Origin of the sequence: Oceanidesulfovibrio marinus, assembly GCF_013085545.1 — a bacterium.
GTDB lineage: Bacteria > Desulfobacterota > Desulfovibrionia > Desulfovibrionales > Desulfovibrionaceae > Oceanidesulfovibrio > Oceanidesulfovibrio marinus.
Genome location: NZ_CP039543.1, coordinates 3,812,890 through 3,833,150 on the forward strand (window position 1 = coordinate 3,812,890; position 20,261 = coordinate 3,833,150).

Consider the following 20,261-nt stretch of genomic DNA (forward strand, 5'->3'; position numbering starts at 1 on the left):
TTCATGGACAAAGTGAGGTAAAAGGGGTAGATGATTTTTTCTTTTCAAACCTCTTTTGCTACGTTGTCAGTACTATACACCTCATGAGAAAGCGCATTTTTTACCTGGATGTCGTGCGGAGCATCGCTCTCACGATGGTCATTGCTATCCACTATAATTTGAATATGACCATCCATAACCTCGACACGGCGGCGAGGATTCCATTCATCACCCAGCTGAACGGTCATGGCGCCATCGTGCAGTCGCTCTTCGTGATTTTGTCCGGCGCCGCGCTCATGCTCGTGTATGGAAAGCGCGAAAAAAGCATCCACTTGGGTGAATATGCGAAGAAGCGTATTCTTTCAATTTATCCACTGTTTTGGGTTACATATATAATTCTTTTTGTCTTCATGACCGTATACAAGGGCCATACGCCCTTCAGAGGTATACACACGTGGCGCTACATCTATACGGTCACGGCCTTTGACGGTTGGCTTCTGCCCATTCAACAAACACCATACATGATCGGCGAGTGGTTTCTCGGCTTCATCATCATTCTGTACTGCCTTTTCCCGCTGCTGCTGGCGATCTACCGCCGGAGCCCGGCAGGCATGATGATCTTCGCCTTCCTGGTGGCCTGCATTCCCGCGCTGTACGAGCCGGCGCGCCTGGGTATGAGCCTGTATACCTCTCCCATGGCCCGGCTGTTCGAGTTCGCTTTCGGTATGCTGTTCATCATGCACTACGAGGACGGCGTGTCCGCCAAGCAGGGTGTGGTCGCTGCTGTTCTGCTCGCCCTTCTCTACAATGTTCCCAACGGGCCATGGAATTTTCCGCTGAACGTGGTCATGGGCATACTCTGGTTCTCGGTCATTTCCTGGGTCTCGCGCTATCTGGAAAAGAGCGCGGTTATCCGCAACTTCTTCTTCTGGACCAGTCTGTACTCGTACGGCGCGTTCCTCTTCCACCACTACTTCCTGCAGTTCTATCTCCCGCGGTACGGCATTGCACCGCAGACTCTGGGCGGCTTTTTCCTGTACGGCATGGTGCTCATCATAGCTATTTACGGCGTCGGCTACCTGCTCACCAAGCTGACAGGAGTGCTGGTGAAGCAGATTCTGCATATGAAGCCGTCCCGCTCCCGCGAGCGGCTGGCTGGAGAAGGATAGGGCAGCCTACGATCCCTGAATGACTCCAGAGCCCGTCCCGCATCTCCAGCGGGGCGGGCTCTTTTCGTCTCCCGCCGTATCGCGAGGTGGATTGTTCTCCCTCTTGGCCATCCCCATTCGGAAAAAAATCTCACCGTATTCCACCCTTTTTGACACGGGTCAATTTCATCCGGTCGTAGTATTGTTACATGTGGGGCGACGATGACGGGCGGCCGTGATGGCGAGCCCGATAAAACAATCGGAGGATACCCCATGAAATACATGCATCTGCCCGAAGAAGCACAATTTCGCGACAACGGTCCCGGCAAGTTTCTGGTGCACGATTCGCCCTATGTGAAGATCCTCGTCTTTTCGCTGCACGAGGGCCAGGAGCTGCCCCTGCACAGCCACGACGACGAAGGCTATGCCTCGCTCCTGGTGCTGGAAGGGGAGGGGGTGTTCCTGAAAAAGGACGGCGAGCAGCCTGCCAAGGCCGGCGACGTGGTGGTCTGCGAGATCCGCGAGCCCCACGGCGTGCGCGCGACCAATGGTGATATGCGGGTCATCGCGCACATCGCCCCGCCCATCTAGCAGCCAGCTCTGAAACTTTTGTTGAATAGGGGAGGCAGCGTCACACACTCCCCCAGCCATGTCGGCCGGTGCGGAACTTCCGCGCCGGCCGTCTTTTGTTCTGGATGATGGGGACCTGCCCTACACAGGGAGGGGCGGAGGGTGTAGAATGGATGAATAGATGCCGGCAGCGCGCCGGTGCTTAACCCACAGACAACCGAGGAAGCCGACAATGGGCAGCACGGACAAGCTTCAGGAGTATAAGGGCAAGCGTGATTTCTCCAAGACGCCGGAACCAAGCGGCGGCAAGGGCTCCGGCGGCAAGCCGATCTTCGTGATTCAGCAGCACGACGCCAGCTCCATGCATTACGACTTCCGGCTGGAGCACGACGGCGTGCTGCTCTCCTGGGCCGTGCCCAAGGGGCCGTCCACCAATCCCAAGGACAAGCGCCTGGCAGTGCGCACCGAGGATCACCCCCTGGACTACGCCCGCTTCGAGGGCCGCATTCCGGAAAAGGAGTACGGCGGCGGCGTGGTTATCGTCTGGGACGCCGGCACCTACGAGAACATCAGCGAGAAGGACGACAAGCCCATCGACATGGACGCGGCCATCACAAAAGGCCACATCCGGGTGAAGCTCGACGGCTCCAAGCTCTCGGGCGGCTACTCTCTGATCCACACCAAAATGCGCGGGGACGAGAAGAACTGGCTGCTCATCAAGGAGGACGACGACGGCGCCGACGCCCGGCGCAACCCCACTTCCACCGAACCCAATTCCATCATCAGCGGCAAGACCATCAAAGAGATGGGCGAGGCTGTGCCGCCGGCCGAGGAGGAGTAGGGGAGATGGCCAACTCACTGACCCACCGCCTGACCACACACGGCCTGTTCTCCTGGGAGCGTTGCGTGGAGCTGGCCCGTATCCGCGACTCCATCACTGTGCAGCCGCTCGATGATGGCTCCCTGGCCATGCCTCTGCTGCTCGAAGAAACCTTTGCGCCAGTCGGGGTGCATCTTTCCTGGGACGAGGACGAGAAAGGCAATGGCGGCGTGCTGGTGCGTTGCGAGGATGTGGACGAGGACACGGCCTCGCGTGCGGCTGCGCAGGTGGAGCAGATTCTCTACCTGGACGTGACGGCGGAGGAGGTCGCGACCTTCGAGGACATACTGGCGCGGGACGATGTGCTCGCCACCGTGCATGCGCGGCGGGCCGGGATGCTGCCCGTGCTCTTTGTCACGGTGTATCAGACGTGCGTCTGGTCCATCTTCACGGCGCGGTCCTCCATGCGCCAGGCGCGCTCTCTGTGGCGGAAATACTCCGAGGAGCACGGCCTGCCCGTGACCATAGCCGGGCGAACGTACAGAACCTTTCCCCCGCCGGCGTTTTTTCTGGAAGGGCATGAGCTGCCGGGCCTGCGCCGGCAGAAGTGGAAGTACCTGGAAGATGTGGCGCGGGCCGCACTGTCCGGCCATCTGAACCGCAATCGCCTGCGGGAGATGGAGCTGGAGCAGATCAAGAAGGAGCTGAAAAAGGTGAAGGGCATCGGCCCGTACTTTGCGGACCTGGTCAGCGCTTTCGGCGTGGGCCACCGGGATGTGTTCCTGGAGCACGAGACGCGCATCCACGAGGCCATGGGCGCGCGCTACGGTGTGGAGCCCTCGGATATGCACGCCATCCACCAGATCAGCGATGGCTGGCGGCCCCTGCGTACCTGGGGCTGCTACCTGATGATGATAGACGCGATACTGGGCGGGTAGGGGGATGTGCAGCACATAGAAGTAGGAGAGTCGCGATGGATTCCAACTCCACAGGCGGAACAACCGCCGAGCGCATTGAGCGGCAGCTGGCTGGTGCGCGGTTGCGCGTCCTGATCATCGGGGCGGGCATTGCCGGGGCCACTCTCGGGGCTTTGTTGCGCCGTCGCGGAGAGCCTGCAGCAATCATTGAACGCAGCGACGGCGAGGAAGACGGCGGCTACATGCTGGGGCTCATGCCGCTGGGCGGCCGGGTGCTCAACGGCTTGGGTTTGGCGCAGGAGTACGAAGCCGGGAGCCTGCCGGTGCGGTTTTACATCCTGCACGACAGGCACGGGCAAAAGATACGACGGTATCCGCTCGCCCCGTTGGTGGACCGTTTTGGCAGCTGGCGCGGTATCGAGCGCGGCGTGCTCCTGCGCATGCTGCGTCAGGCCGCAGGACCCATCGAGTACGGCACCGTAGTCGAGGCCATTGATGAGGATGCTGAAGGAGCGACCGCGACTTTCCATGACGGCTCCAAGGCCACGTTCGACCTGATTGTCGGCGCTGATGGCATCCACTCCGCCACACGCGGTCTGATTCTCGCGCAAGACGAAGTTGAGGATTTCGACACGGGGTGGGGCGGTTTCGTGGTCTGGAGCACGCTCGATCCACAGGAGGCCGATACCTACCGCGAGCTGTGGTCGGCAGGGTGGGGCGTAGGCATTTATCCGGTCCCGGGCAGGTGCGGGATTTTTCTTGCGGGCCTCCATCAGGAGCTGAAGGAGCGTGAGGCCCAGGAGTACGGCGATACCATCGAGAAGCGTTTGCCGGCAGGGCCGTTCCGCAACGCCGTGGCGAACCGGGATCGCTCGACGCCGGCCTTTTACTGGAAGATGGCCGACTGCCGTGCGCGCACCTGGTCGCGTGGCCGGACGCTGTTGTTAGGCGATGCGGCCGCCGCGTTTCTGCCCACGGCGGGTGTCGGCGCCTCTGCGGCCATGGACTCAGCCGCCGCCCTGGCGGACGAGCTCTCCCGCGCCGATGTCGGCCACATGGACTATGCGCTGCAGCTTTATGAAAAACGCCAGCGCCGCCGGGTGGAGCTGGCCCAGAAGAACTCGCGCAACCTGGCCCGCTACATGTTCGTCAATTCCGGGCCCATGGCCTGGGCGCGCGACCAGTTCATGCGCTTCTACAGCCTCGAACGACTGATGCGTGACATCTCCAAGGTCATGGAGGGGGAGTGAGGGCGTTGATTGGAAAGGGCGGTAGGCGGGCATGATACCGGAAGTATTGCGAGCAGGCAGGATCAATTCATATACAACTTGACCCACCACCAGTTCTCGTCAAGTTGCATTTGTTCTGTTATCTCCAGCCAGTATAAATGGGGTAGTTCATCCGGAGGAGTTTCAGAATAGAGATACCCACAGCCTCCCATCCAAGGGTCGCCACCAAGATCGTCATATCTGAAAAGGATAGCTGCCGGACCGCTGGTGGCAACGAGGACGTTTTCACATCTATGATAAGTGCCTGTTTTGACTTGCTGAATATATTGCTCTCGCCATGTCTTGTTTACTGCAAAGTTGTAGTAAATTTTGGCATTGGTTTCGATGATTAAGAAGAGCAGCAACGCAACAAGTAAATATGGCGCAAATACTACATAACGTGTTTTTTTCTTTGGCTGCAAGACCGTTCGAATAAACTGCACAAAAAGAAACGAACATGAAACGAGGAATCCACCAACGTAAATGAATGTTGATAAAGATAGTTGAGTTGGGGTGCATAGCTCCAAAGTGGCAATGCACCCTACAATGGCACCTGAGAATACGAAGAAATCTAAACGCGACCGTTGGGCAAGATAGTGTCGCAGGGAAGGAATTGTATACTGCAGCATCAACACAATCAGCGTAATTAGCGACAAGGCAACAACAGAGGGCACTACGCTGACAATGAATGCCAGAATAATTGCATCAACCAGATGGACGCAGGCGTTTAGTGTCTGGAAGATACTCAATCCATCCGCAAGGTTTCCAGTCACTAAACTCAGTAAAGCGATGGCGCATATGACCATGAAGAGTAAGGCCACACCAATTATCTTCTCGCCCCTGGTATGCATGGGAAAGCTCCGGGTATGAGGTTTATGGCGTGGTGAGAAGCCTGATGAAAGCGCGTGAGTTCAATCAGACCGTGATTCCATCCCATTGGCCCGGAGTATGGATGAGTTCTGTGTGGTCCGTATGAGGACTATTGGGGAAGGGTGCGCAAAGTCAGTGCAGATTGCGTGCAGGAGGAGGGGCAGGGCAGATCCATCCTCCCGAACGCAGAAAGGTCCGAATCGAAAATCGATTCGGACCTTTCTGTTTGAGGAATGTGCCCTGGCAGCGACCTACTTTCCCACGAACTCCTCCGCAGTATCATCGGCGATGGAGGGCTTAACTTCCGTGTTCGGAATGGGAACGGGTGTGGCCCCTCCTCCCTGGCCGCCAGGACAAATTTGGCGAAATATAAGGAAAAATAGGGATGGATGAGAATGATGAGTAAAAAAGACGAACGGACTATTAGTACCGGTTTGCTGAACACATCGCTGTGCTTACACACCCGGCCTATCAACCATGTAGTCTACATGGGTCCTTCGGGGAGACCTTATCTTGAGGCAGGCTTCCCGCTTAGATGCCTTCAGCGGTTATCCTTTCCGATCATGGCTACCCTGCTGTGCCGTTGGCACGACAACAGGTCCACCAGCGGATCGTTCACCCCGGTCCTCTCGTACTAGGGGCAACCCCTCTCAAGTCTCCTGCGCCCACGGAAGATAGGGACCAAACTGTCTCACGACGTTTTAAACCCAGCTCGCGTACCACTTTAATCGGCGAACAGCCGAACCCTTGGGACCTGCTTCAGCCCCAGGATGTGATGAGCCGACATCGAGGTGCCAAACCGCGTCGTCGATGTGAACTCTTGGACGCGATCAGCCTGTTATCCCCGGCGTACCTTTTATCCAATGAGCGATGGCCCTTCCATGCGGGACCACCGGATCACTAAGGCCAACTTTCGTTCCTGCTCGAGATGTCTCTCTTACAGTCAAGCTCCCTTATGCCTTTGCACTCAACGGCTGGTTTCCAATCAGCCTGAGGGAACCTTTGCATGCCTCCGTTACTTTTTGGGAGGCGACCGCCCCAGTCAAACTACCCGCCAGACACTGTTTCCGAACCGGATAACGGTATCGGATTAGAGCCTTAGACTAGCAAGGGTGGTATTTCAAGGGTGACTCCACGAACACTGGCGTGCCCGATTCACAGTCTCCCACCTATCCTACACATGCTAGCCCAAAACCCAATGTCAAGCTGCAGTAAAGGTGCACAGGGTCTTTCCGTCTTTCCGCGGGTAGACGGCATTTTCACCGCCAATTCAATTTCACTGAGTCTCTAGCTGAGACAGCGCGGAGATCGTTACGCCATTCGTGCAGGTCGGAACTTACCCGACAAGGAATTTCGCTACCTTAGGACCGTTATAGTTACGGCCGCCGTTTACCGGGGCTTCGGTTTAGAGCTTCGCTTACGCTAACCCCACCCCTTAACCTTCCGGCACCGGGCAGGCGTCAGACCCTATACGTCGTCTTGCGACTTAGCAGAGTCCTATGTTTTTAGTAAACAGTCGCCACCGCCATTTCTCTGCGGCTTCCGACAGCTGAAGAAGTAAATTCTCTCACCATCAGAAGCACCCCTTATCCCGAAGTTACGGGGTCATTTTGCCGAGTTCCTTAGCTAGAGTTCTCTCAAGCGCCTTGGGATGCTCTCCCCGCCCACCTGAGTTGGTTTGCGGTACGGTCACGCACAACTATACTTAGAGGCTTTTCTTGGCAGCATGGGCTTAACCACTTCAGACGTTAAGTCACGGCATCGCGTCTCGGCCGTCCAGAGGGCGGATTTGCCTACCCTCAAGCCTACACGCTTACACCATCTATTCCAACAGATGGATGGTCTACCCTTCTGCGTCCCCTCATCGCGCGTTATGCGTGGTACGGAAATATTAATCCGTTTTCCATCGGCTACGCCTTTCGGCCTCGCCTTAGGGACCGACTAACCCTGGGAAGATTACCTTTACCCAGGAAACCTTGGGCTTACGGCGAACAGGTTTCTCACCTGTTTTATCGTTACTCATGTCAGCATAATCACTTCCCATCAGTCCAGCAAACCTTACGATTCACCTTCGTCCCGATGGGAACGCTCCCCTACCGCGCGAACAAAGTTCGCGCCCGAAGCTTCGGTACCATGCTTAGCCCCGTTACATTTTCGGCGCAGGAGCATTAGACCAGTGAGCTATTACGCTTTCTTTAAAGGATGGCTGCTTCTAAGCCAACCTCCTGGCTGTCTATACGCTCCCACTTCCTTTCCCACTGAGCATGGATTTTGGGACCTTAGCTGTCGGTCTGGGCTGTTTCCCTTTCGACCCTGGACCTTCGCACCCAGAGTCTGACTCCCAGGCTGGAAACTGACGGCATTCGGAGTTTGATAGGGTTTGGTAACCTGGTGGGGCCCCTAGCCCTTTCAGTGCTCTACCTCCGTCAGTCATCACCTGAGGCTATACCTCAATATATTTCGGGGAGAACCAGCTATCACCCGGTTTGATTGGCCTTTCACCCCTATCCACAGGTCATCCGAGAAGTTTTCAACCTTCAACGGTTCGGTCCTCCACTCGGTTTTACCCGAGCTTCAACCTGCCCATGGATAGATCACCGGGTTTCGGGTCTACTCCCTCGTACTGATCGCCCTATTCAGACTCGCTTTCGCTTCGGCTCCGCTCACGCTTAACCTTGCACGAGAGAGTAACTCGCTGACTCATTATGCAAAAGGCACGCTCTCACACCATAAAGATGCTCGAACTGCTTGTAGGCAAACGGTTTCAGGTTCTATTTCACTCCCCTATCAGGGGTTCTTTTCACCTTTCCCTCACGGTACTGGTGCACTATCGGTCGCCGGCGAGTATTTAGCCTTGGATGATGGTCCACCCAGATTCCCACGGGGTTTCACGTGCCCCGCGGTACTCAGGAGCCTCCTGAGCCGCGTACGATTTCATGTACGAGGCTATCACTCTCTATGGCACAGCTTCCCAGCTGCTTCCATTATCGCATACGGATCTCGTATGGAGGTCCTACAACCCCGCCTGCTCGAAAGCCGACGGTTTGGGCTAATCCCCGTTCGCTCGCCGCTACTGAGGGAATCTCGCTTGATTTCTTCTCCTCCAGGTACTGAGATGTTTCACTTCCCTGGGTTCGCTTCCTAAGGCCTATGCATTCAGCCAAAGGATAACCGGATAACTCCGGCTGGGTTGCCCCATTCGGAAATCCTCGGTTCAAAGCCTGCTTGGCGGCTCCCCGAGGCTTATCGCAGCCTACCACGTCCTTCATCGCCTGCCGGCGCCAAGGCATCCACCGTTTGCCCTTTCTATCTTTTCTACCCGTTCTCATCCATTCCCTATTTACCTGTCAAAGAGCGTTGGTCCGGGTGTCGCCACCCGGCGTCGGACAACCTTCCAGTAGAAGATTTCCCGGCGCAGTCGGAAGACGACTGTTGAACCAATCTGAGGAAAAACCGTATCCGTCGTGACCACCCGAATCAAATGGTGGAGGTGAACGGATTCGAACCGATGACCCCCTGCTTGCAAGGCAGGTGCTCTCCCAGCTGAGCTACACCCCCACGATTTCGTCTCGTGGACCCCGATCCGGGGCGTACGTGGTGGGCCTAGGTAGACTTGAACTACCGACCTCACGCTTATCAGGCGTGCGCTCTAGCCAGCTGAGCTATAGGCCCACGATGCGTTTCGCTTGTCGCGACCCGGCCGTGCGGCCCGAGGGTCCGGTGGGCCTTCAAAGGGCTTCGCGGTTTTCCTCTCGCTTGTGAAAGAACACTTCGAGCATCGAAGCTGCTCCTTGCAAGTGAACAGCGAGTCGGGCTTTTTTCTTAAAGGAGGTGATCCAGCCGCAGGTTCCCCTACGGCTACCTTGTTACGACTTCACCCCAATCACCAGCCCTACCGTCGGCGCCTGCCTCCCGAGGGTTAGCTCGGCGACTTCGGGTAGAACCAGCTTTCGTGGTGTGACGGGCGGTGTGTACAAGGCCCGGGAACGTATTCACCCCGGCATGCTGATCCGGGATTACTAGCGATTCCGACTTCATACAGTCGAGTTGCAGACTGCAATCCGGACTGGGACGGATTTTTTGGGATTGGCGTGACCTCGCGGTTTAGCAACCCTTTGTATCCGCCATTGTAGTACGTGTGTAGCCCTGGGCGTAAGGGCCATGATGACTTGACGTCATCCCCACCTTCCTCCCCGTTGACCGAGGCAGTCTCCTTAGAGTGCCCGACTTTAATCGCTGGCAACTAAGAATAGGGGTTGCGCTCGTTGCGGGACTTAACCCAACACCTCACGGCACGAGCTGACGACAGCCATGCAGCACCTGTCACCGCGCTCCCCGAAGGGCACCCCTCCGTTTCGGGAGGGTTCGCGGGATGTCAAGCCCAGGTAAGGTTCTTCGCGTTGCATCGAATTAAACCACATACTCCACCGCTTGTGCGGGCCCCCGTCAATTTCTTTGAGTTTCAGCCTTGCGACCGTACTCCCCAGGCGGGACGTTTAACGCGTTAGCTGCGGCACCGAGGGTCAAGCCCCCGACACCTAACGTCCATCGTTTACAGCGTGGACTACCAGGGTATCTAATCCTGTTTGCTCCCCACGCTTTCGTACCTCAGCGTCAGTATCGGTCCAGGTAGCCGCCTTCGCCACTGGTGTTCCTCCCGATATCTACGGATTTCACTCCTACACCGGGAATTCCGCTACCCTCTCCCGAACTCAGAGCCTTGCAGTTTCAAACGCAATTCCTCGGTTGAGCCGAGGGCTTTCACGTCTGACTTGCAAAGCCGCCTACGTACGCTTTACGCCCAGTGATTCCGATTAACGCTTGCACCCTCCGTATTACCGCGGCTGCTGGCACGGAGTTAGCCGGTGCTTCCTCTGGAGGTACCGTCAGCCGAAGACACTATTCGCATCCTCGGGGTTCTTCCCTCCTGACAGAGGTTTACGACCCGAAGGCCTTCTTCCCTCACGCGGCGTCGCTGCGTCAGGCTTTCGCCCATTGCGCAATATTCCCCACTGCTGCCTCCCGTAGGAGTCTGGGCCGTGTTCCAGTCCCAGTGTGGCCGGCCACCCTCTCAGGCCGGCTACTCATCGTAGCCACGGTGGGCCGTTACCCCACCGTCTAGCTAATGAGACGCGGACTCATCCCCAAGTGGTAGCTTCACTGAGAGGCCACCTTTCCCTTACGATAAACGTAAAGCGTATCCGGTATTAGCAGCGGTTTCCCACTGTTATCCCGATCTTGAGGGCAGATCATCCACGCGTTACTCACCCGTGCGCCGCTGTACTCATCCACCGAAGCGGACTTTCTCGCTCGACTTGCATGTGTTAAGCACGCCGCCAGCGTTCAATCTGAGCCAGAATCAAACTCTCCAGTTAAAAGAGTCGATAAAGCTGAATTAGAATCTGAACGGAGCACCCACCCAAACAACAAGTATTAACCTGCTGCATTAGGCAAATGCTTCCTTGCCCGACTCGCTATTCACTTGTCAAAGAGCAACTACTACTAATGTCGCTCTGGGAGACTCGCTCCCTTCCACCGTCGTTTTTCCCTCCGGCAGAACTCCCTCTTTTAGGGACGTTTCATTTGCTCGTCAAGGAAAAATTTCGTTTTCGGTGAATTTTCTTTGCGGCGTTGAGGCGTCACCTCGTTGCCGCGAAGAGGGTGTCTACGGAAGTGACCCCTCATCGTCAACACCTTTTTTAAATTTTTTTTATTGCCCGAAATCATTAACGATTCACGGGGTACTGAAAGCCCTGTTTCAGGCCGTTTTCAGGGCAGGGGGGCAGGTACCCCCTTTTCGCACCGTTTTCATCGTGGCCATAAAACCATCGTCACGGAGCAAATCGTCCGTCACATGATCGCCATGATCCCCCAAAGTCGTCTGTGGGAAAATACACTTGGCGCTCGAACTCGACTCGCGAACTCGAAATCAACCGCAAAATCCTCACAGGGGACATTGCGGTAAATACACTCTATACACTTTGTGCGCTGAAAGTCATGCCGCGATCCTGGATATACCCGAAGCAAGAGCATGTGCTTTCTGGCAGGTTGCCGGGGCAGTCGCCGTGCGCAGATCGAATCAACCCATAACCAAAGGAAGAAACGGTCATGGATGTTCAAATCGTTGATGTGGGTCCGAAGCGGCTGGCGTGTGTGCGCCACGTGGGGCCATATGAGGAAGCGGGTGTTGCCTGGGAGAAATTAAGCGCCTGGGCCTGCCCCAAGGGGGTGTTCCTGCCGGACACCGAATATCTCGGCTTCAGCCATGACGACCCGGGAACCGTTCCGGCCAGTGAGCTGCGTTACGACGCGTGTTTGACGGTTGCTGATGACGTTGAGGGAGAAGGGGAGGTCCAGGTACGCCACTTTGCCGGGGGCACGTATGGCAAGTACCTCCACAAAGGACCGTACGATGGCCTGAAGCAGGTGTATTATGACCTCTACACCAAATGGCTGCCAGCTTCGGGCAGGGAGCCTCGCCCGGAACCGCCCTTCGAGAAGTGCCTGAACGATCCGCATTCGACCCCGCCGGAAGAGCTGCTGACCGAAGTTCACATCCCGCTGAAATAGAAAAAGGGCGGCTCGGAACATCCGGGCCGCCCTTATCATAATATAGAGCGCAACTGCAGAATCCGTCCGGTCTCAGACTTCCCCCAGGATGGTCTCGGTGTCCACGACCTCGGCGAACGCCTGGCCCAGGGCGGCCATGAACGAGCCGTGCACCTGGGCGGCCGGGATGTCCGCGCCATTGAAGGAAAGGGTGCGCGTTGCGCAGGCGTCGTGCGCAACGGTGCAGGAGTGGCCCAGGTCGAACGCCGCGCGCACCGTGGCGTCTATGCACATGTGGCTCATTGAGCCGGCCACGATCAGCCGCTTGCTGTGCAGGGGCAGCAGCACCATGCTCAGGCCCGTGCCGCGGAAGGCGTTGGGGTAGTGCTTGGTGATGACGGGCTCGCTGGGCAGCGGAGCCACGCTTTCATGAATCTCCGCGCCCTCGGTTCCGGGCAGGAAGAACGTGGAGCCGGGCCGGATGGACTCGTGGCGGATATGGACCACGGGAAGCTCGCGCTCCCGGAAGCGGGCGAGCAGCCTTGCGCAGTTTGCCGCTGCGGCGTCCTGGCCTTCCAGCTCCATGGTTCCACCGGGAAAGTAGTCGTTCTGCACGTCGATGAGCAGCAGCACGTCCTGTGGGGTCGGTGACATATGGTATCTCCTGTGTCCTGACGGGCACGGTGAGGGTGACGGTGATGGCGCTGATGCTGCCGCCGTGTGGATCAAGTAACTGCATACACGCACTGAACCTGTCCAGGGTTCACATGCTCTAGAACTCCAGGTGCTTGGGCGTGCGCGGGAAGGAGATGACGTCCCGGATGTTGGTGACGCCCGTGACCAGCATGAGCAGCCGCTCGAAGCCCAGACCGAAGCCGGCGTGCGGGGCCGAGCCGAACCGTCTGAGCTCCAGGTACCACCAGTACGGCGCCTTATCCATGGAGCATTCGTCCATGCGCGCTTCGAGCACGTCCAGGCGCTCCTCACGCTGGGAGCCGCCGATGAGCTCGCCGATGCGCGGCACAAGCAGGTCCATGGCCGCCACGGTCTCGGCATCGCCCGCATCGTCGTTCAGGCGCATGTAGAACGGCTTGATGGAGCGCGGGTAGTTGTACACGATGACCGGCTTCTTGAAGTGCACCTCGGCCAGGTAGCGCTCGTGCTCGGTCTGCAGATCGGTGCCGAACTCCACCGGGAAGTCGAACTTCTGCTTCGCGCTTTTCAGGATGTCCACGGCCTCGCGGTAGGGCAGGCGCTCAAAGGGCTGGGAAACGATGTTCTCCAGCGTGGGCATCAGCTCCTTGTCCACAAACCTGGCGAAGAGCTCGATGTCCTCGGCCGAGGCATCCAGCACCGAGCCCACGAGGTTCTTGGTGAACTCCTCGGCCAGATCCATGTTCATGCTCAGATCATAGAACGCCATCTCCGGCTCGATCATCCAGAACTCGGCGGCGTGGCGCGGGGTGTTGGAGTTCTCGGCGCGGAACGTGGGGCCGAACGTATATACTTTTGACAGGGCCAGGGCGTACGGCTCGGCCTCCAGCTGGCCGGACACAGTCAGGTTCGCGGCGCTGCCAAAGAAGTCCTCGGCGTGCACATCGCCGTCCTTGGGGGCCGGCATGCACGGCGGCAGAGTGGTCACGCGGAACATCTCGCCCGCGCCCTCGCAGTCCGAGCCGGTGATGATGGGCGTGTGGATGTAGTGGAAGCCGCGATCGTGGAAGAAGCGGTGCGTGGCGTAGGCCGCCTCGGAGCGGATGCGCGTGATGGCCGAGTACTTGTTGGTGCGGGGCCGCAGATGCGCGATGGTGCGCAGGTACTCGTCGCTGTGGCGCTTCTTCTGCAGCGGGTAGTCATCCGGCGCCGTGCCGATGATGGTCAGCTCGCGGGCCTTGAGCTCCCAGGTCTGGCCCTTGCCGGGGGACTCCACCAGCTCGCCGGTCAGAGCCACGGCCGCGCCGGTGGCGGCGTCCTCAATAGCGCTGTAGCCCGGCGCGTCGGCGTCGAGCACGGCCTGGAGGTTCTTCAGGCAGGAGCCGTCGTTGATCTCCAGGAAGGAGAATCCCTTGGAGTCGCGACGGGTCCGCACCCAGCCGCGGATGCGCACATCTTCCAGCGGTCCCTGGGCATGCAGGGCGTTTTTTACGGTCAGGTCGATCATGGTCGTATCATTATATAGTGCGTTTTGAGGTTGGTCGGGTCGGAACGCGGATACAATAGGGGCGGATCAGGGGGGAGTAAAGGGGGGAGTGTTTTGACGAGAGAAGTCTCTATGCAGATAGCCGGGACCCCCGTTTGCTGGAATCTCATCGAGCAGACGAAGAGGTTTTGAGCCAGAGTGATTGCCGTTGTCCGCCAGCGGCGATATAGGATGTAGGAAGTTCGAACTGGTGTGAGTCTATCTTTTCCGGCTCAAACCCTGGTTGATACATCCGCTGGAGGAACAGCAGGCAGGCGTGAGGGGATGGATACGAGCATGGCGGCTGTGTCTGAATGCCCGGGGTCCATCGAGAAAACAATTGATGATCCGTACTCGTGGAAAAACTCAGGAGCTGAATATGCGCAAGGTTTGGTTGGCATTGCTCATTGGTCTGGTGCTGTGCGTCATGACGTCTGGAATGGCCTGGGGCGAGGATTCCCTGGCGGGTGATGATCATCCCTTGGACGAACCATTGGAAAAATGTCTGGAAGGGGAGGGAGCAACCAGTACACAGGCGACGGTGCAGTGCTATATGAGTGCCACCGAGGTTTGGGACGCTGCCCTCAACGATGCGTACAAGTCATTGCGGGAGCAGCTTGATTCGGAGAGCGCGCAAGACCTCAAGGAAGTACAACAAAAGTGGATGGCCTACAGGGATGCGGACATCCGCCTGGCTGCGGGGCTGATCGACGGAACAATCCGCCAGGTATTGGCGGCGCAGGCCGAGTATGAGCGAACCCGCGAGCGAGCCCTGACACTGGAAAGCTATCTGGGTGCGCTGCAGGATTCCAAGTAGAAAATTCCTCTCCCGCTGTCAGAGCCTGTCTGTATCGAGAGGGTGGTGGCGCGGAGCAGCGGATGCGCCTCAAGGTACTGCCGCCGTCGTTCATCGTGCTACTTGTTGAGTAGGATGGGTGCAGCAATTCTTTGGGAAAAATGGAGAGCAGGCCGGATGTCTCCGCGCGTTCAGGGAACATCCGGCCTGGGGATATTTAGGCTATCCAGGAGCGCTTTCCATCCGGCGTCTGGTCACAGTTGTGTAATTCTCCTATGGTACAGCGTTTGGGCAAACAACCCTGTGCACGGAGGAGTCACACATGCGCTATACACCACTCGGCAATACCGGGCTGATGGTTTCCGAGTTCTGTCTCGGTACGATGACATTCGGCGGCAGGGGCCTCTGGACCGCCATCGGCAGCCTGGAACAGTCGGTGGCGGACGGCATCGTGGCCAGCGCGCTCGATGCCGGCGTCAACTTCATCGACACCGCCGATATTTACTCCGAAGGTCTTGCCGAGCAGATAACCGGGCAGGCCATCAGGAACTCAGGCTTCCAACGCACCGACGTGGTGCTCGCCACCAAGATCTTCGGAACAGTGGGAGATGGGCCCAATGACCGCGGCGCCTCCCGTGCCCACATCATGGACGGCATCCAGGCCAGCCTGAAACGGCTGGGCACCGACTACATCGACCTCTACCAGGTCCACGGCCTCGACCAGATAACGCCGGTGGAGGAAACGGTGCGCGCTCTGGACGACCTCGTGCGCCAGGGCCACGTGCGCTACGTGGGGGTGTCCAACTGGAGGGCGTGGAACGTGATGAAGGCGCTGGGCGTGGCCGACCGCTACGGCTGGGCCCGGCCCGCCACGCTGCAGGCCTACTACTCCATCGCCGGCCGCGACCTGGAGCGGGAGATTGCGCCGTTGCTGCTCTCGGAAAAGGTGGGGCTCATGGTCTGGAGCCCGCTGGCCGGGGGCCTGCTTTCCGGCAAGTACTCCCGCGATGGCAAAGCGCCCGCCGGCTCACGCCGCATCGAGTTCGACTTTCCGCCGGTGGACCGGGATCGAGCCTTCAACTGCATCGACGCCATGCGCCCCATGGCCGAGGCCCGCGATGTCTCGGTGGCCCGCATCGCCCTGGCCTATGTCCTGGCCAAGCCGTTCGTTACATCCATCATCACCGGAGCCAAGAACGTGGCACAGCTGGAGGACAACCTCGCCGCGGCCGAGATTCAGTTGTCCGATGAGGAGATGGAAACGCTTGATACGGTCAGCGCGCTGCCGCCGGAGTACCCTGGCTGGATGATCAAGGTGCAGAGCGAGGAGTAGGCTTATTTTAAATCAGCGCCTTGGGTTGGCGTGGCTGTTGCTTTATTCTGTGTGGCAGGTATACTTCTTCGTAGCATATAAGATGCTGTGGGGAGAGTTGTGTCGAGTGGTGCTTTGATTGGAAAATAAACTAAGGGAACTGATATGAGCATCAGGAGCATTTTGATCGAGGCGCAAAAGGAACGTAAACTTGTCGCAATGTATGTCGATCCAAGTGATCAGACCAGTTGCTCTGTTGGGCTTGTTCACCATGTGGATACCGATTGGTATGTACTAAAATCATTTGACACAATAGGTGCTGATGACGGATTTGAGTTACGGAAAATTGAGCACCTGTATCGCGTTGATGTCCAAGGTCCATATGAAAAGAAAATTGATTTCCTCAGAAAACATTATTTGGAGACGTTCAGAGCCGTAGATTTACATGTCATCGATGACGAGAAAAAAGATTTCGTAACTATGTGCTTGGAAGAAATGCTCAGGAGTGATGCAATTGTATATATATGGACTGAAGATGAAGAGTATGCATCAATTGGCTATGTGAGATCAGTAGAAGATGGCGTAGTTATGCTTCAGACTGTTGATGATTTCGGTAGGATTGATTCGGATGTATATATTGAGATCGGTACGATTGAAGCTGTCGACTTTAACCCCAGGAAAAGTCAGGTTACTGATTTCCTATGTAAAAACAAAAAGGCATGGCTCGATGAATAGTATTTTCAATGACCAGGATAATAGCTGTGGTCGAGCCAGACGATATTGCCGCTGTCAAATATTACCAAAAAGAATTGTTAGAGAAGTGTACAGAGATAGTATTCACCTGACACTCCGCCCCTGGCGGGGTGATGGCTACGCTGCTTCTTCTTTTTCTACCTCTGCTTCGTCGATTACGATGCCGTCCAGGAACGCTTGGTAGGGCACTCGGCCGTCCATGCCGCGGCCCTGATGGGTGCGTTCCCGGTTGTAGTGGTTCAGGTAACTGTCCAGATCCTCTTGCATTTCCTCCACCGATTCGTACCACTTCTCGCGGCCCTTGATGCGGAAATGCTCGTCGAGCAATGTCCGATGCAACCGCTCCACAAAGCCGTTGCTCTGCGGCCGGCGAACCTGCGTTGTCCGGTGCTCAATCCCTTCTAATTGCAAGAACAATTCGTACGGATGCTTGTCCGGGCGACCGCAGAACTCGCGACCGTTGTCCGAGAGAATCGTCGAAATGCGCGCGATGTGCTCCTCGAAGAACGGCAGCACGTCCTCATTGAGCACGTGAACCGCGGTAACCGGCAACTTGGTGGTGTAGAGTCGGCCCCAGGCATAGCGGCTGTGGCAGTCGATAACCGACTGCAAATACACGCGTCCAACGCCCTTGAGCGTGCCCACGAAGAAGGTGTCCACGGCCACGAGGTCGCCGGTGTGACGCGTCTCGATGTGCCGGTCGCGAAACTCGGGACTGAAGCGCTCCAGGACGCGGATTTGTTCGTCCGAGAGCTCCAAACGCTGCTCTCGCACGCTCTTCTCCAGCCGCAGCAACCGCTCGTGGCGTGTGAGCAAGCCGTGCCGGCTCCAGACGCCGCGGACACCGCCGGAGCTGACCTGGACGCCTTGCAGGACAAGCTGTTGGGCGACGCGGAGCGGCCCGTGCGTGGGGTGAGCCAAGCAGTAGTCGAGGATGGCCTGCTCGACAGCCTCGTCGACGCGGTTGGGGTGCGGGCCTCGCGGCCCGGGCAGGCGGTCCAATAGACCTTCGGCGCCGAAGGTCTGGTAGTTGCGCCGGATCTCGTAGAACTGCTGCCTGGAATAGCCCATGATTTTGCACGCTTTGCTGACGTTGCCCAATTCAGTGGCCAGCTCTAGCAGACTCATCTTCCTTCGTGCTACTTTGCGTTTCGTGGTCATGGCGTTCTCCTCGAAAGGGTTCGTGAAGCTTCGCAACTCCATCGATACCCAGCCAGGGACGGCATGACCACAACCTTTTGGTGGCCCAGGTGTCAGGTTATATCCATCTCAGTTCAAGAGAAGGACTTGTTACGTTGTAAGCTTTAACAGGTCCTGCCAATCCACCCGCGAGGCGATCTCGGCGGAAAGGTAATCCAGTCCTGAGCCGTTCTTGGCCGAGACCGGGATGGCCTCGGGAAAGCGGTTGCGTCGCATGTCCTTGGTCTCGTCATCCACCGTATCCCACTTGTTGAGCACGGTGAGGCGCGGGATTTCGTGCAGGTCCATGTCCTGCAGAATGTCCTCCACAGCCTCCACCTGCTCCTCCAGCTCGGGGTGGCCGGCGTCGGTCACGTGCACCAGCAGGTCGGCCGACTCCAGCTCCTCCAGGGTGGCCTGGAACGCCTCTTTCAGCTCCTCGGGCAGCTCGCGGATAAAGCCCACGGTGTCGGTCAGGATGAGCTCGCGCTCTTCCGGCACGCGCAGCCGACGGGTGGTTGGGTCCAGGGTGGCGAAGAGCTTGTTCTCGGCAATGACCTCTGACTGGGTCAACGCGTTGAGCAGGGTGGACTTGCCCGCATTGGTGTAGCCCACCAAGGCCACCACGGGCACGCCGGCCTTGGCGCGACGGGCGCGGATTGCCCCGCGCTGCTTGCGCAGCTTCTTCAACTCGTCCTTGATGCGCGTCATGCGGTCGCGGATCTTGCGTCGATCCAGCTCCAGCTTTGTTTCGCCCGGTCCCCGGCCGCCAATGCCGCCGGTGAGGCGGGAGAGCGCCTTGTTGCGGCCCACCAGCCGAGGCAGGGTGTACTCCATCTGCGCCTTTTCCACCTGGAGCTTGCCGGCGCGGGATGTGGCGTGCTGGGCAAAAATGTCGAGGATGAGCTGGGTGCGGTCCAGGACCTTGCGCTCGGTGATGTCGGCGAGGTTGCGCATCTGCGCCGCGGTGAGCTCGCGGTCGAAGAGCACGAGGCCGGCCCGGGCGTTGAGCGCCGCGACCTCCAGGTCGGCGAGCTTGCCCTTGCCGAGCACGGTCTTGGGGTTGGGCTTGGCCATGCGCTGGGAGACCATGCCGGCCACCTGCACCCCGGCTGTCTCGGCCAGAGCGGTGAGCTCCCGCAGAGACGCCTCCTGCGCCGACTTGGGCAGGTTGGAGACGTGCACCAGCAGGGCTCGGCTTTCCTCTTTAGCCGTGGCGCGGGTCTCGGCCTCCTCGCTGCGGGACCACTCGTCCTCCAGGGCCTCGGTGAGGGAGGAAAAGTCCACGTCCACCCGGTCCCACGAAAAATCGAGCACGCGGTAAGGCTCATCCTCGCCAGGCGGAGCGCCTGCCTCGGAAACCGACGGCGTGCCGCTCTCGGGCAGCTCCGGCAGGCCGGGCAGAAGGTGCGCCACCTGCAGTTGTTCCGGCATGCCGTGCGCGCCGATGCGCAGGCAGGCCAGGGAGTCGAGACGCAGAAACACGAGGTCCATGAGGTCCTCGCGGGTCAGCGGTTCGCCGTGGACATGGGTGTGCAGAAAACGCAGGCCGCGCAGACGGCCGGCGCCCAGACGGCTACGGGCAAGCTCCGGGATGAGGATGGAGTCCGGTCCGCCAACGAGCACGTGGCGGGGCCGTCCCTGGCGATCGATGAGCAGGCCGAGCTGCCGGCCTGTGGAGGCCGAGAGCGCGGCGAGCTCCCGCGCCTGGTCGAGCGTATACCCGCCGTCATTGGGGTAGCGGCGGTGGTAGAGACGCGACAGGGCCTTGAGTTGACTGGGCTTGAGCCCCTGGGTGTTGCCCTGAACCTTGGATGCTATGCTCCAACCCTCCTGAAAGGATGGTGATATGAGACGATGCAGGCCGTTGAGGCGTCTTTGCCAGCTGCATTGCGTTGCATGCTCAAGCCTTCACGTATTC

The 20,261-nt window shown here is 58.3% G+C and carries 15 protein-coding genes, 2 tRNA genes and 3 rRNA genes; 9 read left to right on the forward strand and 11 right to left on the reverse strand.

The features are described from left to right. Window positions 1-44 precede the first annotated feature (44 nt). Window positions 45-227, reverse strand: coding sequence for a hypothetical protein (locus tag E8L03_RS21025; protein WP_235896759.1), 183 nt, complete (start codon window positions 225-227; stop codon window positions 45-47). On the opposite strand from E8L03_RS21025, the gene E8L03_RS16810 reads away from it, so the two are divergent. The 5 genes from E8L03_RS16810 to E8L03_RS16830 all read left to right on the forward strand — a co-directional run bounded on the left by E8L03_RS16810 (window position 159) and on the right by E8L03_RS16830 (window position 4,684). Further along, a complete protein-coding gene (locus E8L03_RS16810) occupies window positions 159-1,148 on the forward strand; it encodes an acyltransferase family protein (protein WP_244963736.1) in 990 nt (329 codons plus the stop codon). The two genes, E8L03_RS21025 and E8L03_RS16810, sit on opposite strands and share 69 nt — an antisense overlap. A 252-nt stretch (window positions 1,149-1,400) precedes the next feature. Further along, a complete protein-coding gene (locus E8L03_RS16815) occupies window positions 1,401-1,718 on the forward strand; it encodes a cupin domain-containing protein (RefSeq protein WP_171267985.1) in 318 nt (105 codons plus the stop codon). A gap of 211 nt (window positions 1,719-1,929) precedes the next feature. Next, a complete protein-coding gene (locus E8L03_RS16820; protein ID WP_144307415.1) occupies window positions 1,930-2,538 on the forward strand; it encodes a DNA polymerase ligase N-terminal domain-containing protein in 609 nt (202 codons plus the stop codon). A gap of 5 nt (window positions 2,539-2,543) precedes the next feature. Further along, window positions 2,544-3,455 (forward strand): DNA-3-methyladenine glycosylase family protein, encoded by a 912-nt coding sequence (locus E8L03_RS16825; RefSeq protein ID WP_171267986.1) that lies wholly within the window; start codon window positions 2,544-2,546, stop codon window positions 3,453-3,455. 35 nt (window positions 3,456-3,490) lie between these two features. Beyond that, a complete protein-coding gene (locus tag E8L03_RS16830; RefSeq protein WP_171267987.1) occupies window positions 3,491-4,684 on the forward strand; it encodes an FAD-dependent oxidoreductase in 1,194 nt (397 codons plus the stop codon). Window positions 4,685-4,746: 62 nt separating this feature from the next. On the opposite strand, the gene E8L03_RS16835 is transcribed toward E8L03_RS16830, so the two are convergent. The 6 genes from E8L03_RS16835 to E8L03_RS16860 all read right to left on the reverse strand — a co-directional run bounded on the left by E8L03_RS16835 (window position 4,747) and on the right by E8L03_RS16860 (window position 10,947). Beyond that, on the reverse strand, window positions 4,747-5,553 hold the full coding sequence (locus E8L03_RS16835; protein ID WP_171267988.1) for a hypothetical protein: 807 nt from the start codon (window positions 5,551-5,553) through the stop codon (window positions 4,747-4,749). A gap of 257 nt (window positions 5,554-5,810) precedes the next feature. Beyond that, window positions 5,811-5,925 (reverse strand): 5S ribosomal RNA (gene rrf / locus E8L03_RS16840). 49 nt (window positions 5,926-5,974) lie between these two features. Continuing rightward, a 23S ribosomal RNA gene (locus E8L03_RS16845) occupies window positions 5,975-8,889 on the reverse strand. A 165-nt stretch (window positions 8,890-9,054) separates the two neighbouring features. Further along, window positions 9,055-9,130 (reverse strand) — tRNA-Ala (locus E8L03_RS16850). Between the two features lie 37 nt (window positions 9,131-9,167). Beyond that, window positions 9,168-9,244: transfer RNA gene (locus tag E8L03_RS16855), tRNA-Ile, on the reverse strand. 152 nt (window positions 9,245-9,396) lie between these two features. Next, window positions 9,397-10,947: ribosomal RNA gene (locus E8L03_RS16860) — 16S ribosomal RNA — on the reverse strand. The 16S, 23S and 5S rRNA genes sit together here with 2 tRNA genes alongside, the layout of an rRNA operon. Window positions 10,948-11,680: 733 nt before the next feature. Between E8L03_RS16860 and E8L03_RS16865 the strand changes: the two genes are divergently transcribed. Continuing rightward, window positions 11,681-12,142: an AraC family transcriptional regulator gene (locus E8L03_RS16865; protein WP_171267989.1), complete on the forward strand. Its 462-nt coding sequence runs from the start codon at window positions 11,681-11,683 to the stop codon at window positions 12,140-12,142. 72 nt (window positions 12,143-12,214) lie between these two features. Here the strand turns inward: E8L03_RS16865 and E8L03_RS16870 are convergent, their stop codons facing one another. Next, complete coding sequence (locus tag E8L03_RS16870) at window positions 12,215-12,775, reverse strand: cysteine hydrolase family protein (RefSeq protein ID WP_144307518.1); 561 nt, start codon at window positions 12,773-12,775, stop codon at window positions 12,215-12,217. A gap of 118 nt (window positions 12,776-12,893) precedes the next feature. Further along, complete coding sequence (gene asnS, locus E8L03_RS16875; protein ID WP_144307517.1) at window positions 12,894-14,282, reverse strand: asparagine--tRNA ligase; 1,389 nt, start codon at window positions 14,280-14,282, stop codon at window positions 12,894-12,896. Between the two features lie 397 nt (window positions 14,283-14,679). Between asnS and E8L03_RS16880 the strand changes: the two genes are divergently transcribed. From E8L03_RS16880 to E8L03_RS16890, 3 genes are all read left to right on the forward strand, one after another. Continuing rightward, window positions 14,680-15,117 (forward strand): lysozyme inhibitor LprI family protein, encoded by a 438-nt coding sequence (locus tag E8L03_RS16880; protein WP_171267990.1) that lies wholly within the window; start codon window positions 14,680-14,682, stop codon window positions 15,115-15,117. A 301-nt stretch (window positions 15,118-15,418) separates the two neighbouring features. Continuing rightward, entirely contained in the window at window positions 15,419-16,429 is a 1,011-nt protein-coding gene (locus E8L03_RS16885; protein WP_144307515.1) for an aldo/keto reductase, read from the forward strand. Between the two features lie 144 nt (window positions 16,430-16,573). Then, a complete protein-coding gene (locus E8L03_RS16890) occupies window positions 16,574-17,143 on the forward strand; it encodes a hypothetical protein (RefSeq protein ID WP_144307514.1) in 570 nt (189 codons plus the stop codon). Window positions 17,144-17,278: 135 nt separating this feature from the next. Here E8L03_RS16890 and E8L03_RS16895 read toward each other — a convergent pair whose 3' ends face one another. After that, window positions 17,279-18,322, reverse strand: coding sequence for an IS481 family transposase (locus E8L03_RS16895; protein WP_171266993.1), 1,044 nt, complete (start codon window positions 18,320-18,322; stop codon window positions 17,279-17,281). A 129-nt stretch (window positions 18,323-18,451) separates the two neighbouring features. Continuing rightward, a complete protein-coding gene (gene hflX, locus E8L03_RS16900) occupies window positions 18,452-20,161 on the reverse strand; it encodes a GTPase HflX (protein ID WP_244963737.1) in 1,710 nt (569 codons plus the stop codon). Between the last annotated feature and the right edge of the window lie 100 nt (window positions 20,162-20,261).